Here is a 17,262-nt window from a genome sequence, read left to right as displayed (position 1 = left end):
TGTCTAAAGGATTATCATGTCTAGAGTAAAACGGGGGAATGTCGCCCGCAAGCGACGCAAAAAAGTTCTCAAATTAGCCAAAGGTTTTCGCGGTTCTCACTCGCGCTTATTCCGTACCGCTAACCAACAGGTAATGAAGGCCTTGCGGAATGCCTATAGAGACCGTCGCAAACGGAAACGCGATTTTCGTCGTCTTTGGATTACCCGCATTAACGCGGCTGCTCGTCAACAGGGCATCAGTTACAGCCAATTGACTGGACAATTAAAGAAAGCTAATATCCTCCTCAATCGGAAAATGTTGGCCCAATTAGCCGTCCTCGATCCCGTCGCTTTTGCTAAAGTGGTAGAAACAGCCAAAGGATAATTTAGCCCCAAGCATGACGGAAACTTGGCAAACGATTCAATTCCCCAGTTCAGAAAGTGCGATCGCTTTAGCGGGTCATCAAGAAGCTAACCTCAAATTGATAGCCAGGCAAACTGGGGCGAATTTAGTCCTCAGAGGCCTGGAATTGCGGATTGCGGGGCAACCGACCCCGGTGGAGCGTGCCACAGCGATTGTGCGCTCCTTAAGTATTTTATGGCAAGAGGCCAAGTTAATCGCCGAAGCCGATATTATGACCGCTATCCATGCCCTCGATACGGGGCGTTCTAGCGAGTATAAAGAACTACAGCAGGATATTCTCGCTCGTACCCGTCGCGGGGAGCTAATTCGGGCAAAAACCTTCCGTCAGCGTCAATATATCCAAGCGATTCAAAGTCACGATATCACCTTTTGTATTGGACCTGCCGGCACGGGGAAAACCTTTTTAGCCGCCGTTTTAGCCGTACAAGCTTTATTAGAAGATAAAGTAGAACGGATTATCCTCACCCGGCCGGCCGTGGAAGCGGGGGAAAAATTAGGTTTTCTCCCAGGGGATTTACAGCAAAAAGTCGATCCTTTTTTGCGTCCCCTCTACGATGCTTTATACGAATTTATCGAAGCGGCCAAAATTCCCGACCTGATGGAACGGGGTAAAATCGAAATCGCTCCCTTAGCTTATATGCGGGGACGAACCCTAGCTAATGCTTTTGTGATCGTTGATGAAGCCCAAAATACCACCCCAGCACAGTTAAAAATGGTCTTAACTCGCTTGGGATTCGGTTCGCGCATGGTAGTAACTGGAGATGTCACCCAAACCGATTTACCGCAACAACAGGAATCGGGGTTAATTGCCGCTCAAAAAATCCTAAAATCAGTAGAAGGGATCGCTTTTTGTTACCTATCCCGGGCCGATGTGGTGCGTCATCCCCTAGTACAAAAAATCGTCTCAGCTTACGAACAGCACGAAAAATAACCGATTGTTGAGATAGTCGCTCTTGTACTCTGGCGAGAGAGTATAGAATTAGGTTAATTTAACGCGATGTGCAACTAAAAACGACAGAATCAGGGTTCCAGAGGATACTTTATCTCTGCTGATTTCTGAAAGCCTTGTTGTAAATCAAGACTAAAAATATAGTTGCACACCGAGTTTAATTTAGCTTTTTCCCCTTAAACTAAAACCGACAAAGACGTAGTTTAAGGCGTTTCGGTATCCCCAAACCTCAAGGAATTGATAACGCTGCCATCCTTTCACCGAGCCAGTCTGAAAAGCTCTTAGGGTGTATAGTTGGTTAGCCCAGTTGTGATCGTTTGGTGTAGCATGGTGAACACAGTGCGCCCCTAGGCTAACTGGAAGGATGGTCAGCCGAATAAAGACTGCTCCCACTAATTCTATGTACCATTTTAACCACTCTAACCAGTGGTCTGAGCGCGGAGGATAAGCACCCAGATATAGGGCAAAAGATTTACCAATTACCTGAGATTTAGCTCCCTCATTATCATCGGCTTCATAGGCCCAATTATGCTCCGGTAGCTGTTGCAAGAGTGCGGCTGCATAGGTTCCGAGTTGGGTAAATACCGCCCAGAGTAAGCAGATTAAACAAGAATGGGTTAAACCCGCACAAACAGAGGCCAAGAAAAGCACAATCAGGGTGGCTATTTGATAGTTAATGGGAGCTTTAAGGAGATTAGTCAGGCGAGCAAGGAAGGTTTCTCCGTAAAACTTGGGAGAGAGTAATAACTTGCCCAAATTTTGCCAATAGAAGGCCTCTTCTTGGCCAAATTCAAAACCTAACTCTTCTACTAGGTAGGGGGTATTCCCCTTGTCATTCATGGTAGCTAGGTTTTTCGGCGGGTGGTGAATTAATAGGTGATCTTTTTTGAACAATGGAAAGGGCTTTTTCCCAGTAATTAAGGTAAGTAAACAACCTAAAAGATGGTTATAAGTGGGATATTGAGGGAAAAAAGCATTATGGGCGCAAAAGTGGGCTATTTCTTGCAATTGAGCCGCTCCAGCTACGGATAACACCCATCCTAGGGGTATTAATTGCCAGTGGCTAAGAGCGATCGCTAATCCTCCTATATACTGGAGTATGCCATAGAGTAATTCTAAGGAGGGGGTGCTTTTCCAGAGAGGGGGAGCAAGGTAGTAGCCTGTTAGCCAGTCAAAGAAAGCTTGTACGAGACGATTATCGCTGAGTTGGAGCATCCCTAGGCGTGGATTATCCCTTAAAGCCGATGCTTGTGTTGGGGTGGGTTTTTTGAGTATCATAGTAGTAGAAAATTTGGTTGTACTGTCCTGAAAATGGTTAAATAACCAAATTCAGGCGGTTTTATTAGCTGGGCAGCCGTTCAATTTTTCGATAGTGCTGAACCAATTGCCCATCACTAAAAAACGGCTTTGGAGAGATTTCTATCTCGATGGCGAGATTAATTACCCAAGCTTCTTTGGGTAGATACCCCAAGAGATTTTTTAGCCTCTCGGTTAGTGATTTAATCTGGTAGTTTGAGATGTACATAAGCTCTGAATTAGACTACACTTTTAGCTTATTTCTAGCCCTTTTAATTGTCGAGGTGGTTTTTGTAGCATTTAGTAGTCAACTTGCCAAAGTATCATTAAGTAGCTAAAAGTAGCATTTTGTGAATTGTATTCTTAAAAGGAGAACCACAAGTACAAATGGGAGATAGAAAACCTAAGTCTAAAAAACCAAGTGATCTGAATGAATCAGATTTTTTGGGCATTGTAATGCAGTTAGTTATAAAAGTAGATAATAAGGGATTATCTGATATACAAAAAATCTTAGTAAATGGATTTCGTCAAGATTTAACTTATGCTGAGATAGCAGAGAAAAATTACTTAAATTCAGAAAATCTTAAGAAAGAAGCAACTAAAAAATTATTTCCCTTGATTTCTAAAGCTCTCACAGAAGCTATGAAAACGCCTATAGAAGTTCAAAAGACCAATTTTATTACATTAATTGAGCATTGGAATGCTATCGATAACAAGGGTATCTCTGTAGAAAATAGTTTTGTTAAAAGCAAGACAAAAATTAATATATTTACAGAGCTTAAAAATAAATTGTCTGGACAACAACAAGCAGAACTGAATCTGATCATAAAGTCGTACTTGCCAGATAATGACAATGCTAATTTTGAAGAAATCATCGATAAAATCATAAATATTCAAGATGATAAAGATTTATTAAGAATACTTTTTAGACTTACTCAAGATAGCAGAATTAATAGCGACACTCGCTCATACATTGAACAAACAATACAGGAGTTAAAGAAACTATTAAATATTACTGACACAGATTACAATGCTTGGATAGCAGAGATACCAGCAATTAATGCAGAACCTGACAATCGAGAAAATATTAACAACTATCTAATTATCAAAATAGAGGAGAGTAAAAGTCAAGCAAATACTTTCCCTGAATATAAATTTGCTGCGTGTTTTCTACAGTTAAATACATCTCAAAGTCAAGGAAATAATTATATACCTCTTCCTGTAGATAGTAGCGTTAGCAAAGATGTTTATACTCAAAAAGATATAACGAACATTTTAACAAAAATTATTGAAGATTGTCATGAGCGAGGAGGTGCAAACTTAAATATTGAATTTTTCACCGATGGTAAGCTACTATATACTAACTTTGAATCTTGGGAATACAATTGCTTTGATAGCCTAACTCAACTTAAGAGAGTATATTTTGTTAATGTTCGCTCTCTTATGAGATTGGAAAAAATGTATAGTAAAATGCCAGCTTATCAAAATTGGAAAAGTAGATGGGAGAGATTAACAACAAATTCTATAGATACACAAACAGTTAATAACAGCGAGTCCTATTTGTGCCAAGAAACAACTCTATGGAGCAATCTTTGCGCTTCAACTCAAGAGGATTTAGAGGAATTATTTAAAAGAAGCTTAAAATATGGCATACCTTTAGCCGTTGGGTCACGCTGTCATGCTCAGGAAGCAATTCACAGAACAGAAATTAATACACTCTTACAGGGTATTCAAATCAATCAATTGTCCACAAGAGTTCAAGAGGTGAGGCGACAATCACCAGATAATTTAGAAGATGAACCCGAACATCTAGGACATCATCTATTATGCTTTTTAGAAGACCCTAATCGGATGCCCCCCTTCCACTACTTAACATCTCAGCACCTAGGTTAACTAACTATGAGTTCATGGAAAATCTTTCAAGGCAATCATCAAAAACGCTCAAGGGATGACATTCCCTGGCCAGAAATCCCACCTTGGCGAAGCTTCGCCACCAACAAATCCGAGGAGCGGGGAAAACAACTCATAGTTAACGATAAAACCATCGAAACCGTAAACGCAGCCATTCACCTACGCCGGCCTATTTTAGTCACAGGGAAACCGGGTACAGGGAAAACCTCCCTAGCCTACGCAATCGCCTACGAATTAGACTTAGGAGAAGTATTAGTCTGGCCAATTAATACCCGCACCACCCTACAAGAGGGATTATACTACTACGACGCGATCGCACGTTTGCAAGATTACCAATTAGAAGAAAAAAAAGACATAGGGCAGTATATCCGCTTGGGTCCCTTGGGGACAGCCCTCTGTCCGAGAAATTATCCCCGGGTACTGCTTATCGATGAGATAGATAAAAGTGACATCGACTTACCCAACGACCTCTTAAACCTTTTTGAAGAGGGAAAATTTGAAATCACCGAACTTTCCCGACTCGCTAAAGATACCGAAAACCAACCAATACCAGTACAAACCCATGACGGTGAATGGGAATCCATCCCCCAAGGAAAGGTAAGCTGCCAAAAGTCTCAGTTCCCCATAGTGATTATGACGAGCAACGACGAGAGGGATTTTCCCCTACCCTTTAAACGTAGATGTCTGCTCTTAGAAATTCCCGACCCCACCCCAGAGGAACTAAAAAAGATAGTAAAAAGCCATTTTGATTATAAAGAGGCCAGTCCAGAAAGTAAAAAAATAGAAGCAGCGATCGCAGAATATGTTAAAAAACGAGAAAAAGGGCAACTAGCAACAGACCAGCTTTTAAACGCCGTCTTTATGAGCATGGGCCAAGATAAACCCACGGGTGCAGAATTAAAGTCCCTTATCGACCTACTATTTACCTATCTCACCGACACAGGCAATACATGACCCAAACCCTTCCCACACCAGAACTGATTGATAAATTTATCACCTTTGTCAAGGGCAGGGGATGGGACCTAGACAGTTACCAGATAGCTGATAGTTTATGGTGGTATGTTCTCACCCAAGAAGAGGAAGGAAAACCCCAAACCCCTACAGAGCCTAGGGAAGAAAAGGAAGAAACCCCGACCGCTAAAAACCCCCCCCAGGAGAGTAAAAACGAAACCCAAGAGCCAGCAGCCCCATCGGATGAAGTTCCCTTAATACGCGAGACAGAAGCACAAAAACAGCCTGAGAAGATAGGCGCAGACACCCTACCCATTAGCATCCCCAGTGCCAAATTCTGGCGAGAAACCCTAAAATTAGGGCGGGCAGTGCGTCCCCTCATCCAAAAGATAGACTCAGCCACCCAAAGACAAATAAACCTAAACAGCACCGTACAGAAATCGGCCGAGTATAGCATCGGCAAGAAAGATGGCAGTTTAGCTCTAATACCCGTTTACCAAGCCAAAAAAGTCCGTTCCCTAGAGGTAGTTTTACTGATTGAAGAATGGGCCTCCATGGTCTTTTGGAAAGAAATGGCCGGGGAAATCCGCGATTGGCTAGAACAAATCGGGGCCTTTCGGGATGTCAAACTCTACCGCATCGGATGGGACGAAGACAGGCAAAATTTAGCCATCCGTACCTACTCTAACGATACTTGCTCAATTCACCCAAAAGATCTCATCCATCCTCGCGGCGAAAGACTTATCCTCTTCTACAGTGATTGTACTTCCCCAGACTGGTATCAAGGACGCTATAACCAAGCTCTTCAGGACTGGGGAAAACACCAAATCGTCACCCTGCTTTCTCCCTTCCCGGAAGCAATGTGGGAAAGAACCGCCCTTAGTCGAGGTTGGTTCGTCTCCCTAGTCAACCAAACCCCCCGAAAACCTTCACAAAACTGGAGATTTACCTCTATCCCCCTGCTGCTACAAATTGAGAAGGAAGAGGAAAATCAACATATTCTCAGAGAAACAATCCAAAAAACCTACTTTCCCCTACCCACCATCTCCCTAACCCCTTCATCCTTAAAAGCTTGGGCGCTCGTTGTCAGTGGTGACAGCAACGCCACCTGTGCGGGGGTACTACTAGAAAAATCCCCCCAAAACAGAGAAATACCCGCAACTATTTCTCCGGAGATGTCTGGGAAGCAAGCTCTAGAACTATTCGCTAGTACCGCCTCACCTCTAGCTTGGGAATTACTGAAAAAATTAGCCGCAGCCCCGGTAAATCTTCCCATCATCCGTCTTATCCAAAGCAAACTTTTAAGCGCCTCTAACCCCCTAAACATAGCAGAAGTCATCCTTAGCGGTTTTCTCAAAGTCTATCTAGGAGGGGAACCAGTGAAGTGGGACAAAGGAGGTAAATTTAACTTTCATACTCCCCCCAACAGCCTAGATTTTGAATTTGATGATGAGGACAGAGAGCTTCTGCTCACTGAACTAGGGAATAGCCGCGCCTTAGAGGTAATTTTTGTCCTCTCGGAATACATCGCCCAAAAACTTAACCTGAGTACCACCACCTTTTTTGGTCTTATTCTTACCAATCCCCAAGTTCTCCTCGGCAAAGAAGCAGCTAATCTAGTTCGCGCCTTTGCCAAGGTATCTGCTAAGGTTTTCCAAAAGCTAGGGGAAGCAAAGTACCAAGAAATTAGCCAAAAGCTGCAATCTATGGTTGACTCACCTCCACCCCCACCGGTTGAGGAAAAGTGGCTGAGGAAATATAAAACCGTAACCATAGCTAAGGTAAAAGAGCTTACGCGAGGAGAGGAAATATTGTTTCAACTGCTCAAGCATAGACTTAAGGATTTCAGCGTAGAAGATGGGGAACTGTATCAGCGTCTTCGTTTAACCCCTGAGCAGCTTAAAATTTTGGCAAGCGAAGAAATAACCGCCGAGACAATGCCAGTCCAGTTTAGGGAAGTCTTGGATAACACAGAAGAAGAAATCATCACCGAGAAATTTAACCTAACCCTGTTCAAGTCTGAAACCGTCTTTGTGGATGAGACGGGACAAATTACCGCTAAAGAACCCGTGAGAGCCTTTTACTTTGAAGAAAATCCCCCCAGCTTAAAAATGCTCTATATTCCTTCGGGGGAGTTTTGGATGGGAACCGAAGCGGAGGAAATAGCGCGGCTAGAGGAAAAATACAGGGTGAATTGGTTCCAACGAGAATCCCCCAGACATTTAGTAAAAATCGCCCCTTTTTACCTAAGTCAAACTCCGATTACCCAAGCTCAATGGTTATATATTGCCCAAAGAGAAGATTTAAAAGTAGAGCGAGATTTAAAACCAGAGCCATCATATTTTAAAGGCAGCACAAACCCCGTTGAAAATGTATCTTGGTTAGATGCCGTAGAATTTTGCCAAAGGCTCTCTAAAATGACCAAGAAACAGTATCGGCTGCCCAGTGAGGCGGAATGGGAGTATGCTTGTCGTGCTGGAACCACCACCCCCTTCCACTTCGGAGCAACCCTCACCTCAAATTTAGCTAACTACAATGGTACGCAACGCTTTGCTAGGGAACCAGCAGGAGAATATCGTGCGAGAACCACCCCCGTGGGGCAATTTCCCCCCAATGGTTTTGGTTTGTATGATATGCACGGAAATGTCTGGGAGTGGTGTCAGGATGACTTCCAAGAAAATTATCAAGGCGCACCTAATGATGATAGTCCTCGGCAAGAAAAGAGCAAAAAACAGCAAAATCAGGCATATAAAGCTTTGCGGGGCGGTTCTTGGTACGACACTCCATTTTTCTGCCGTTCTGCTTACCGCAGCTACAGCTACCGCCGCGACGACTTCAGCTACTACGACGGTTTTCGGGTGGTGTGCGGTGCTGGGAGGACTTTGTAGCCCTTTTTCTCTTTTTTTCCTTTTTACCCTTTTTCTCTTTTTCGATTTTTTTGAACAAATGTACTATATGAGGTTGGCTGATCAGTAGCTGGTTATAATTAAATTGAAGACGGGTTTTGATCCCCCCTACCCCCCTTGATAAGGGGGGTTTGATCCCCCCTTAATCCCCCCTTGATAAGGGGGGTTTGATCCCCCCTTGATCCCCCCTTGATAAGGGGGTTTTGATCCCCCCTTGATCCCCCCTTGATAAGGGGGGTTTGATCCCCCCTGCCCCTGCCCCCCTTATTAAGGGGGGTGCCGATAGGCGGGGGGATCTGCCCTTTAATTAAGAAAAATACTAGGATTCATCATGTACCAAATCACTCTTTCCCTACCCGATGAAACCGCTCTCGCTTTACATCTCACCCCAGAACAACTAGGACAGGAAATCTCTCTTCTTGCTGCCATTAAACTTTATGAATTGGGAAAACTTTCCTCTGGCACTGCTGCTAACTTAGCAGGTATTCCGCGAGTTGTTTTTCTCTCTAAACTTGCAGACTATGGAGTTGATACCTTCCGACTCAAGGAAGCAGAATTAATCGAGGATCTGGCTAATGCCTAACGTCATGCCGATACATCACCGATTCAATACCTCTATCAGACTAACTTACTTGACTGATTCCCTGTCACTGATTTAGGAAAAGGAGAAAGAGAAGTATTAGCTTTAGCAATAGAAATTCCCGATTCTCTCGCCCTATTTTAATATTTTTCCCATCAAGAGTTTCTTCCATTTTCATAACTAAGTCGGTAGGTATTAAAAACTTTCAGATCCCCCCGCCTATCGGCACCCCCCTTATCAAGGGGGGCAGGGGGGATCAAACCCCCCTTATCAAGGGGGGTAGGGGGGATCAAACCTAAAATCAATTTTTAATTTAATTATAATTACTTACTTAGGGCTTGCTGAAAAAGTACGGGCGAAGCATTCGGATAGAAAATCTACGGTTTCACCGATAGGTTATGCCCGAATGCTTCGCCCCTACAGGACGCGGGCCGATACAGAACACTAAAACCCTTACCTCGTCTATATTTCATATTTATTCAGCAAACCCTACTTATGCCTACAATAATCATCCAAAAGACCCAAAAACGTCTTTTAATCTATAGAGAAAAACTCACCGATGACCTAGACATAGAATTAGTCAAAATACCATCGGGAACCTTTACAATGGGTTCTTCAGAACAAGAAAGTAGTAATAAAAGTGAAAAGCCCCAACACAACGTCACCCTGAAAAACTTCTTGATGGGTATCTACCCCATTACCCAAGCTCAATGGTTATATATTGCCCAAAGAAAAGATTTAAAAGTAGAGCAAGATTTAAACCCAGAGCCATCGCATTTTAAAGGCAGCACAAACCCCGTTGAAAATGTATCTTGGTTAGATGCCGTAGAATTTTGCCAAAGGCTCTCTAAATTAAGTAAAAGAAAATATAGGCTACCAACGGAAGCTGAGTGGGAGTACGCTTGTCGAGCGCAAACCAAACCCTTAAATCTCGACAAAGGAGAAACCTACCCCCCCTATCACTTTGGGGAAATTCTTACCCCAGATTTAGCCAACTATAATAACAATCTCCAAAAAACCACCCCTGTTGGGCAATTCTACGCCAACGACTTTGGTTTATATGATATGCACGGAAATGTCTGGGAGTGGTGTCAAGATGATTGGCGCGAAAATTATAAGGAGATAAAAAAGAGCAAAAATCAGCAAAATCAGGCATATAAAGCTCTGCGGGGCGGTTCCTGGGGCAACAATCCTTACTGCCGTTCCGCGATTCGCATCAGCGTCATCCGCCGCGACGACCGCTACTACGGTCTCGGTTTTCGGGTAGTCTGCGTATTCGGGAGGACTTTGTAACCCTTTTTCTCTTTTTTCCCTTTTTACCCTTTTTCGATTTTTTTGAGCAGATGTACTATATGTGTACTATAAAAGGATTGAGAGAATTATCATGAGTAGAAAAAGGGTTTCTCGGAGAAACCCTTTTTCTGTGGGTTACTCAACGGATTTAGGATAAATTGCTTGTTGAGACGAGACAAGAGGCAACAGTAAAGGGATTGGGGGAAGTTCAACTAATCTTAAGAATAAGCGGTTTAAATGCGTCTTAGCTTACATCAACAGCTGCTCAGTTATTAGTATTCTCCCCCATCATTTTTTTTCTGGTCTAAAAGATGATTATAGATCACACTTTTGAGAGATTGCCAAAAAGGAACTAATAAAATATTCAGAAGTACAAAAACAGTAATCAGACCATAGTAAAACATCGCCATTTGTTGGAAAAAAAGAGGATTTTCCGTGAGCGTTTGCCAGTCCTCTACCGATTCCAAACTACTATAAAAAGAGGAAAAATTGACCCAAAAGGGAATTGAAGCCAAAGCCCATGACAGAATATAAACTGGAATAATTAATAAACTGGCAATAAATATCACTCCCACAATTCTCCAAGCCGAGTTTTTAGTTAAATGCCAACCTCTCTTGATTGCTTGCCAACTGCCTAAATTATCTTCAATTACTAAGGGCAATTCGGCAATGCAAATGCGAGCAGATAACCAAAGGAAGAAAAAAGGAAGACAGAAAAAAGCTGGTAAAATAAGCAATACACCAAGGATGGGGATAAAACTGACTAGCACCAGAGACAGCGTTATCGGCAAGATTATTGCCGCTCCCAACAAACCGATCAAAACCTGCATCCACCACAAGCGCCACATTTTCGGCTTAACTTTTTTTTCCGCTTGTCCGGCAGTTTCCGGCTGATAAATGATGTCTTGAAAAGCTAATCGTGAGATAACCGCACTATTGAAAAGATACTTAGCGGCCGAGAAAATTTGTACTGGGAAAAGAAATAAACGTAAACCGATATCGCTGCCTTGTTCGGGGGTAATTGTTTGATAAAGTAATTGACTGAGAATTAATTGCAAAACTAAGGGAAGAAGCGACCACAAACAGGCGCGGACAGCAAAGAATACATAAGTTGGGAAGCGATCACGATAAAGACGGAAGGCAGTATTAATCGTATTGCCAATATTCAAAGGCTCGATGGAATTGTTAGTCACGGTGGGACTCCTTACAGAATGCCACCACTATATTAGGTTAAGTAACTAATAACAGCTAAAAACTTCCAATTTAATCAATATTTTCAGCAAAGACAACAATTTTGCTAAAGTGGTAGAATTTGGCCAACGATTCAATTCCCCGGTTAAGAAAGGGCGATCGCATTGATGGTCTTAACTCCCTTGGGATTCGGTTCGCGCATGGTAGTAACTGGAGATGTCACCCAAACCGATTCACCGCAACAACAAGAATCGGGGTTAATTGCCGCTCAAAAAATCCTAAAATCAGTAGAAGGGATCGCTTTTTCTTACCTATCGCGGGCCGATGTGGTGCGTCATCCCTTAGTACAAAAAATCGTCTCAGCCTACGAACAGCACGAAAAATAACAGATTATGGATATTAAACATGGTTTCGTCGATGCGGTGGGTAATACTCCCCTAATTCGTCTCAATAGTTTTAGCGAGGAAACCGGCTGCGAGATTCTCGGTAAGGCCGAATTTCTTAACCCCGGTGGTTCGGTCAAGGATCGGGCCGCTTTATATATTATTCAAGAAGCGGAAAAAGCCGGTACTCTCCAACCGGGGGGAACCGTTGTCGAAGGAACCGCCGGCAATACTGGCATCGGTTTGGCCCATATCTGCAATGCTAAAGGTTATAAATGCCTGATTATCATTCCCGATACCCAATCCCAAGAGAAAATCGACCTATTGAGAACCCTTGGCGCGGAAGTGCGTACTGTTCCCGCCGTTCCCTACCGAGATGCCAATAATTACGTTAAATTATCGGGGAGATTGGCCAGTGAGATGGAAAATGCTATCTGGGCCAATCAATTCGATAATCTGGCTAATCGTCGCGCTCACTACGAAACCACCGGCCGGGAAATCTGGGAACAAACCGACGGTAAAATTGATGCTTGGGTGGCTGCCACGGGAACTGGGGGAACCTACGCGGGGGTGGCGATGTTTTTAAAAGACCAAAATCCCCAGGTGCGTTGTGTGGTGGCGGATCCGATGGGTAGCGGTTTATATAGTTATGTGAAAACCGGGACAATTACCCTGGAAGGTAGTTCAATTACCGAAGGGATTGGTAATAGTCGTATTACCGCTAATATGGAAGGCGCACCCATAGATGATGCCATTCAAATTGATGATCCCACTGCCATTAAAGTTGTTTATCAACTATTACAAAAAGATGGTTTATTTATGGGGGGTTCTGTGGGTATTAATGTGGCTGCTGCCGTGGCTTTAGCTAAACAAATGGGACCAGGCCACACCATAGTTACTGTTCTTTGTGATGGTGGGGCCCGTTATCAATCTCGTTTATATAATCCTCAATGGTTGGCTGAGAAAGGATTGGCTTAAATTGTACTGATAACTGATAACTGATAACTGAATTAATGATCCTTCCTGAATTATTTGACCTTTGGCAAGAAACCCTAGAATGGCAACCCGATGGAGCCAGACAAGCGCGATTTCAACAACTTTATGAGTTGATTTTAGAGGGTAATCAACGTTTTAATCTCACCCGAATTACCCAACCAGAGGAGTTTTGGGAAAAACATCTTTGGGATTCTTTATCGGGTTTAGCTTGGTTAGAAAAATCCCAGCCGGATCTATTGACAAAATCCCTGTCAGTCATTGATTTGGGGACCGGGGCCGGGTTTCCGGGGCTGCCAATTGCGATCGCATATTCCCATTGGTCGGTGACTCTCTTAGATTCCACCCAAAAAAAGATTAATTTTCTTGAAGAAGTTATTGACAAATTAGAGTTAAATAACACGAAAACTCGTTTAGGTCGGGCGGAAATCGTCGGGAAAAACCTTAAACATAACTGTGCTTACGACATCGTCTGTTTGCGAGCGGTAGGTAATGTGGATATCTGTGTTAACTATGCTTTGCCTTTCCTGAAAAAGACCGGAATCGCTATTCTCTATCGTGGTCAGTGGTCGTCGGAGGATAGTTTGAGTTTAGAGGAGAATCTAGGGAAAGCTGGCGGTAAAATCCTCGAAATTGCCAGTTTTACCACTCCCTTAAGCCAAAGCGTCCGTCATTGTCTATATATCTGCAAGGGATAACTCTAAGCGGTGAGAGGATGGAAAAAGAAAGCCAAGGCCAGGATAGCATAGGTAGCTAAGAGTAACATTCCTTCTAACCAATTCGATCGCCCATCACTACTAATCGAATTAGCTAACCACACCGCCACAGCCACTGCCACCAACTCAAAGGGATTAAAATTTAGATCCATGGGCTGACCGATAATATAACCCATGATAACCAAAACCGGAGCCACAAACAGGGCGATCTGCATACTGGAACCGACAGCCACAGATACCGATAGATCCATTTTATTCTTAAGGGCGACGGTGACAGCCGTAGCGTGTTCGGCCGCATTACCGATAATAGGCAAAAGAATCACCCCGGTAAACAGCGCCGTTAAACCTAGCTGTTCCGTAGCCTCCTCTAGGGATGCCACCAATAACTCCGATTCTACGGCCACGGCGATAGTAACGATCAATAAAATCAAAGACCAAAACCAGATTTTCGGCCTTGCGGTGCTTTCTCCAGTGCTTTCCTCCTCAATACCAGCAACCCCGACATCATAGAGATAGGTGTGGGTTTTCATGGAAAATAAGAGACTTAAACCATAGACGAAAATTAACACCGCTGCCACGGCCACGGATAGACGCTGTAGGACTATTTCCCCGACTCCCGTGGAGGTAAATTGCACGGCAGTGGGTAAAAGGAGCGCCACCACCGCTAAATTCATAGCTGAAGCATTTAAACGAGCGGTTATCGGTTGAAATTCCTGTTCTTTGAAGCGTAAACCGCCTAAAAACATCGATAATCCCATAACTAAGAGTAAATTACCGATAATTGAGCCAGTAATCGTCGCTTTTACCACATCGATAAAACCTTCCCGCAAAGCGACATAGGCGAGAATTAATTCTGTGGCATTGCCAAAGGTGGCATTCATCAAACCGCCAATATTTGGCCCAACCACCACCGCAATCGCTTCCGTGGCTTCCCCCATGTAGGCCGCTAGGGGGATAATGGCTAGACAAGCGGTGATAAAAACTACCGTTCCGCCCCAGTGTAACAGGGAACCGGCGATCGATAGCGGCACAAAAATTAATAAGATGGCGAAAATGGTGTTTTTGCTTAACATAAAGTGGTTAATTTTGTCAAGATAATTTTATTTTGATTGGGTTGGGAACTGAGGGGGACTAGAATCGGATTCTAGCCAAAATTCCCCGGTAGAACCGGTTATTATCCATAATATTGCCCTAAAACCGTCTCTGAGGGACTTTTCTAGGGGTTCGGGGGGTGATTGGGAGGGAACAGTCACCGGTTTAATCACGATTCCGCGACTACCAAAAATAATTTCTCCCACTAATCGCGCCCTTCTCATGTGATTATCAGAAGTGACTAGATAGACGCTATCAATACCTTGGGCTTTCAGTTGATCGGCTAGGCTAGTAAAGTTAGTGACAGTATCTCGCGCATTATAATCGAGATGGAGACGTTCTGGGGGAATTCCCGCTTTTTTAAAAATCTTTTGCACATATCGTCGCGGACTACCGGAAGATACCCAAATCGGTAGATCGGGATATTCCTTAGCTAATTTTGCCGCAAAACGTTCTCGATCGGCATGACCTCCCAAAACAAAAATCGCTTCCGGTTTTAGCCACTGCTGACGTAAATCGAGGTACAACCAGCCTAAACCCGCCAAAATTAGCGGAATAGCCAGCAATTTTAACCTAAATTTGCCTAACTTCCCTTGCGGAGAAACTCGCTTTTTTCTCTGAGAATTAGCCTTGAGAACCATATAACAGTGATCGGTGAGCGGTTGTCAACCTTCAGCTTTGTGGATTAAAGTGATCGAGGGTGAGGATCATCGAACTCACATTGACGTAGGAGATGGGGATTTTATTCCCTAACTGACCGATAATTTTCCCAGAACTCAGGTTGATTGATGCGGTCGCTTACATACCCCACCAACGGGCCACCGCTTCGGGAAGGGGTAGCAAAATACTTAATAACAAAGCCAGGGAAAATAAACCTAATAAATCTCGTTTATTATCCAATTCGGTGACATCATTTAAAGCAGGTTGATCGCTGACTGGCATTAATAAAAGAATAATCGCCCAGAGTAAAAAATCTGGCTGCACTAGGGCTAAAATAAACATGAATAATCGAGTTAATTGACCGATAATTATGGCGGTTTTCTGCCCATACATGGCGTGAACAATATGACCACCATCCAATTGACCAACGGGCATTAAATTCAAGGCCGTAACGATAATTCCCACATAACCAGCTACCGCTAAAGGATGTAAATGGATGGCTTTTCCTGCGATTAAATTACTGCCGAGAGCTAGTTTAGCTACGATAGACAAGAAAAAAGAAAACTGCGGATTTAAGGCCTGAAAATTTAATAAACTGCTTTGATTAGTTAGGGGAACTATTTCCGAGAGGGACAATCCCCAAAATAGTAGAGGAATAGCGATAATTATACCCCCCAAAGGACCAGCCACCGCCACATCAAATAAAGCTTTGCGGGTGGGTACAGGGGATCGCATTTGAATAAAAGCCCCGAAGGTGCCGAGGAAGAAAGGAATGGGGATAAAATAGGGCAAAGTAGTTTTAATTTTATATTTAACTGCTGTAAAATAATGACTGAATTCGTGCAGTCCTAAAATAGCAATTAAGCCCAAACTGTAGGGTAACCCTTGCAATAATAAACTAGGATTATTTTCTAATTGTTGGGCGGTAATGCCACTTAATCCCGCACCGACCACTGTGGTGGTTAAGATAGTTAATAACAATAAACCCAGGGCAAGAAAGGGGCGAGTAACTTTTTCAGTTTCTATAGTTTCTGTTTTTTGCTGCCAGGGATTAGCCACAAGAGCGAAAAAAGGTTGTCCCTGAAAACTTTCTTGGAAAAGCAATAAAAAGCGATCACCAAAAACCTTTTCCACATTGTTTTTAATCACTTGATAAGCTTCTTCGGGAACTGCTCGCAATTTGCCCCGACAGAGAATTGCTTGGGGACGATAATCGATATTTTGCAGATAATAAACACCCCAAGGAAAACAATCTCGTAGGGATTTTTCCTCTTCAGCAGTGATCGGTTTTAAATCATTTTTAGGTGCAGGATTATCAATATTTTCTAGGACTAAATTCGCTTTTTCTAGCGGTGATGGGGAGCTTTCTTGGGGAGTAACCCGGCCTCTCTGTACTAACCACCAGTACAAAAAAGGGCAGATCACAAAGGGGCCGATCAGCAAAAATGCCGGCATGGGGGTATCCTGTCCATAGATTAACGTCCAGCCGGTCCAAATTAGAGCCGGAGTCATCAGGACTAACCAAATTAACCAAACTGGTGTTGTCGTGATTTTGGCCACGCTACGCTTGACCATAAAATAAGTGAAACCACCAAGAATCCCTAATAACAACCACATTTCCATATCGGCTCTTTTCTCTTGAATAAAAAGCGGCTAATTTCAGCCGGCCTGGTCATCGAAAAACTGGGTCTGAAACCCCGCCCTTTAGCGATAGCGGAGGGCGGCTTTATACAAGTTAGTGAGAAACAATTAAACCGTTAGAACGACGAATTAACTGAATCTTGCTAATAGCTATCTGTCCCAATCGTTGACCATTGGTATCGCTTACAGATAGCTGTTTTTCGGTATCTCCACTAACATAACCAATTCCTTTGGGAGAAGAAACTAAATCTCCTTTACGGAACCCATGTCTTGTGGTAGAGCCACCATATTTACGTC

14 protein-coding genes and 2 pseudogenes are annotated in these 17,262 nt (G+C 43.3%); 10 read left to right on the top strand and 6 right to left on the bottom strand.

Annotated elements, in window-relative coordinates; all coding sequences use genetic code 11:
- The first annotated feature begins 16 nt into the window (after nucleotides 1-16).
- Together rplT and EWV60_RS13965 are read left to right on the top strand one after the other, a co-directional pair.
- Nucleotides 17-364, top strand: a complete 348-nt coding sequence (rplT, locus tag EWV60_RS13970; RefSeq protein WP_002739593.1) for a 50S ribosomal protein L20 — start codon at nucleotides 17-19, stop codon at nucleotides 362-364.
- A 13-nt stretch (nucleotides 365-377) separates the two neighbouring features.
- On the top strand, nucleotides 378-1,334 hold the full coding sequence (locus EWV60_RS13965) for a PhoH family protein (RefSeq protein ID WP_002757181.1): 957 nt from the start codon (nucleotides 378-380) through the stop codon (nucleotides 1,332-1,334).
- 180 nt (nucleotides 1,335-1,514) lie between these two features.
- On the opposite strand, the gene EWV60_RS13960 is transcribed toward EWV60_RS13965, so the two are convergent.
- Nucleotides 1,515-2,630 carry a fatty acid desaturase gene (locus EWV60_RS13960; protein ID WP_287232864.1) on the bottom strand — a complete coding sequence of 372 codons (1,116 nt, stop codon included), beginning with the start codon at nucleotides 2,628-2,630 and terminating at the stop codon, nucleotides 1,515-1,517.
- A gap of 405 nt (nucleotides 2,631-3,035) precedes the next feature.
- Here EWV60_RS13960 and EWV60_RS13955 point away from each other — a divergent pair, with 405 nt between their 5' ends.
- The 5 genes from EWV60_RS13955 (at nucleotide 3,036) to EWV60_RS13935 (ending at nucleotide 10,289) form a co-directional block, all read left to right on the top strand.
- Nucleotides 3,036-4,541: a VMAP-C domain-containing protein gene (locus EWV60_RS13955; RefSeq protein WP_287232862.1), complete on the top strand. Its 1,506-nt coding sequence runs from the start codon at nucleotides 3,036-3,038 to the stop codon at nucleotides 4,539-4,541.
- A gap of 6 nt (nucleotides 4,542-4,547) precedes the next feature.
- Nucleotides 4,548-5,513, top strand: coding sequence for an AAA family ATPase (locus tag EWV60_RS13950; protein WP_287232860.1), 966 nt, complete (start codon nucleotides 4,548-4,550; stop codon nucleotides 5,511-5,513).
- Nucleotides 5,510-8,398 (top strand): formylglycine-generating enzyme family protein, encoded by a 2,889-nt coding sequence (locus EWV60_RS13945; RefSeq protein ID WP_287232858.1) that lies wholly within the window; start codon nucleotides 5,510-5,512, stop codon nucleotides 8,396-8,398. The genes EWV60_RS13950 and EWV60_RS13945 overlap by 4 nt, the downstream gene beginning before the upstream one ends.
- 349 nt (nucleotides 8,399-8,747) lie before the next feature.
- On the top strand, nucleotides 8,748-8,999 hold the full coding sequence (locus EWV60_RS13940; RefSeq protein ID WP_002769612.1) for a UPF0175 family protein: 252 nt from the start codon (nucleotides 8,748-8,750) through the stop codon (nucleotides 8,997-8,999).
- A gap of 492 nt (nucleotides 9,000-9,491) precedes the next feature.
- Nucleotides 9,492-10,289, top strand: coding sequence for a formylglycine-generating enzyme family protein (locus tag EWV60_RS13935; protein WP_287232856.1), 798 nt, complete (start codon nucleotides 9,492-9,494; stop codon nucleotides 10,287-10,289).
- Nucleotides 10,290-10,561: 272 nt separating this feature from the next.
- Here EWV60_RS13935 and EWV60_RS13930 read toward each other — a convergent pair whose 3' ends face one another.
- Nucleotides 10,562-11,482, bottom strand: coding sequence for a hypothetical protein (locus EWV60_RS13930; RefSeq protein ID WP_287232853.1), 921 nt, complete (start codon nucleotides 11,480-11,482; stop codon nucleotides 10,562-10,564).
- 165 nt (nucleotides 11,483-11,647) lie between these two features.
- Between EWV60_RS13930 and EWV60_RS13925 the strand changes: the two are divergent.
- From EWV60_RS13925 to rsmG, 3 genes and pseudogenes are all read left to right on the top strand, one after another.
- A pseudogene (locus tag EWV60_RS13925) lies at nucleotides 11,648-11,866 on the top strand (PhoH family protein); the annotation flags it as partial.
- 6 nt (nucleotides 11,867-11,872) lie between these two features.
- A complete protein-coding gene (locus tag EWV60_RS13920) occupies nucleotides 11,873-12,841 on the top strand; it encodes a cysteine synthase A (protein ID WP_287232851.1) in 969 nt (322 codons plus the stop codon).
- 35 nt (nucleotides 12,842-12,876) lie between these two features.
- On the top strand, nucleotides 12,877-13,554 hold the full coding sequence (rsmG, locus tag EWV60_RS13915) for a 16S rRNA (guanine(527)-N(7))-methyltransferase RsmG (protein ID WP_287232849.1): 678 nt from the start codon (nucleotides 12,877-12,879) through the stop codon (nucleotides 13,552-13,554).
- Between the two features lie 2 nt (nucleotides 13,555-13,556).
- Here the strand turns inward: rsmG and cax are convergent, their stop codons facing one another.
- The 4 genes and pseudogenes from cax to EWV60_RS13895 all read right to left on the bottom strand — a co-directional run.
- Nucleotides 13,557-14,645, bottom strand: a complete 1,089-nt coding sequence (cax, locus tag EWV60_RS13910; protein ID WP_130758206.1) for a calcium/proton exchanger — start codon at nucleotides 14,643-14,645, stop codon at nucleotides 13,557-13,559.
- A 27-nt stretch (nucleotides 14,646-14,672) separates the two neighbouring features.
- Nucleotides 14,673-15,305 carry a YdcF family protein gene (locus tag EWV60_RS13905; protein WP_002776722.1) on the bottom strand — a complete coding sequence of 211 codons (633 nt, stop codon included), beginning with the start codon at nucleotides 15,303-15,305 and terminating at the stop codon, nucleotides 14,673-14,675.
- A gap of 157 nt (nucleotides 15,306-15,462) precedes the next feature.
- Nucleotides 15,463-16,947, bottom strand: coding sequence for a site-2 protease family protein (locus tag EWV60_RS13900; protein WP_287232846.1), 1,485 nt, complete (start codon nucleotides 16,945-16,947; stop codon nucleotides 15,463-15,465).
- Nucleotides 16,948-17,059: 112 nt separating this feature from the next.
- A pseudogene (locus EWV60_RS13895) lies at nucleotides 17,060-17,262 on the bottom strand (hypothetical protein); the annotation flags it as partial.

Source organism: Microcystis sp. Msp_OC_L_20101000_S702, from assembly GCF_007095705.1.
GTDB classification, from domain to species: domain Bacteria; phylum Cyanobacteriota; class Cyanobacteriia; order Cyanobacteriales; family Microcystaceae; genus Microcystis; species Microcystis ichthyoblabe_A.
Note: the sequence above shows the minus strand (reverse complement) of the source record. Positions and strands in the feature narration are given on the sequence as shown.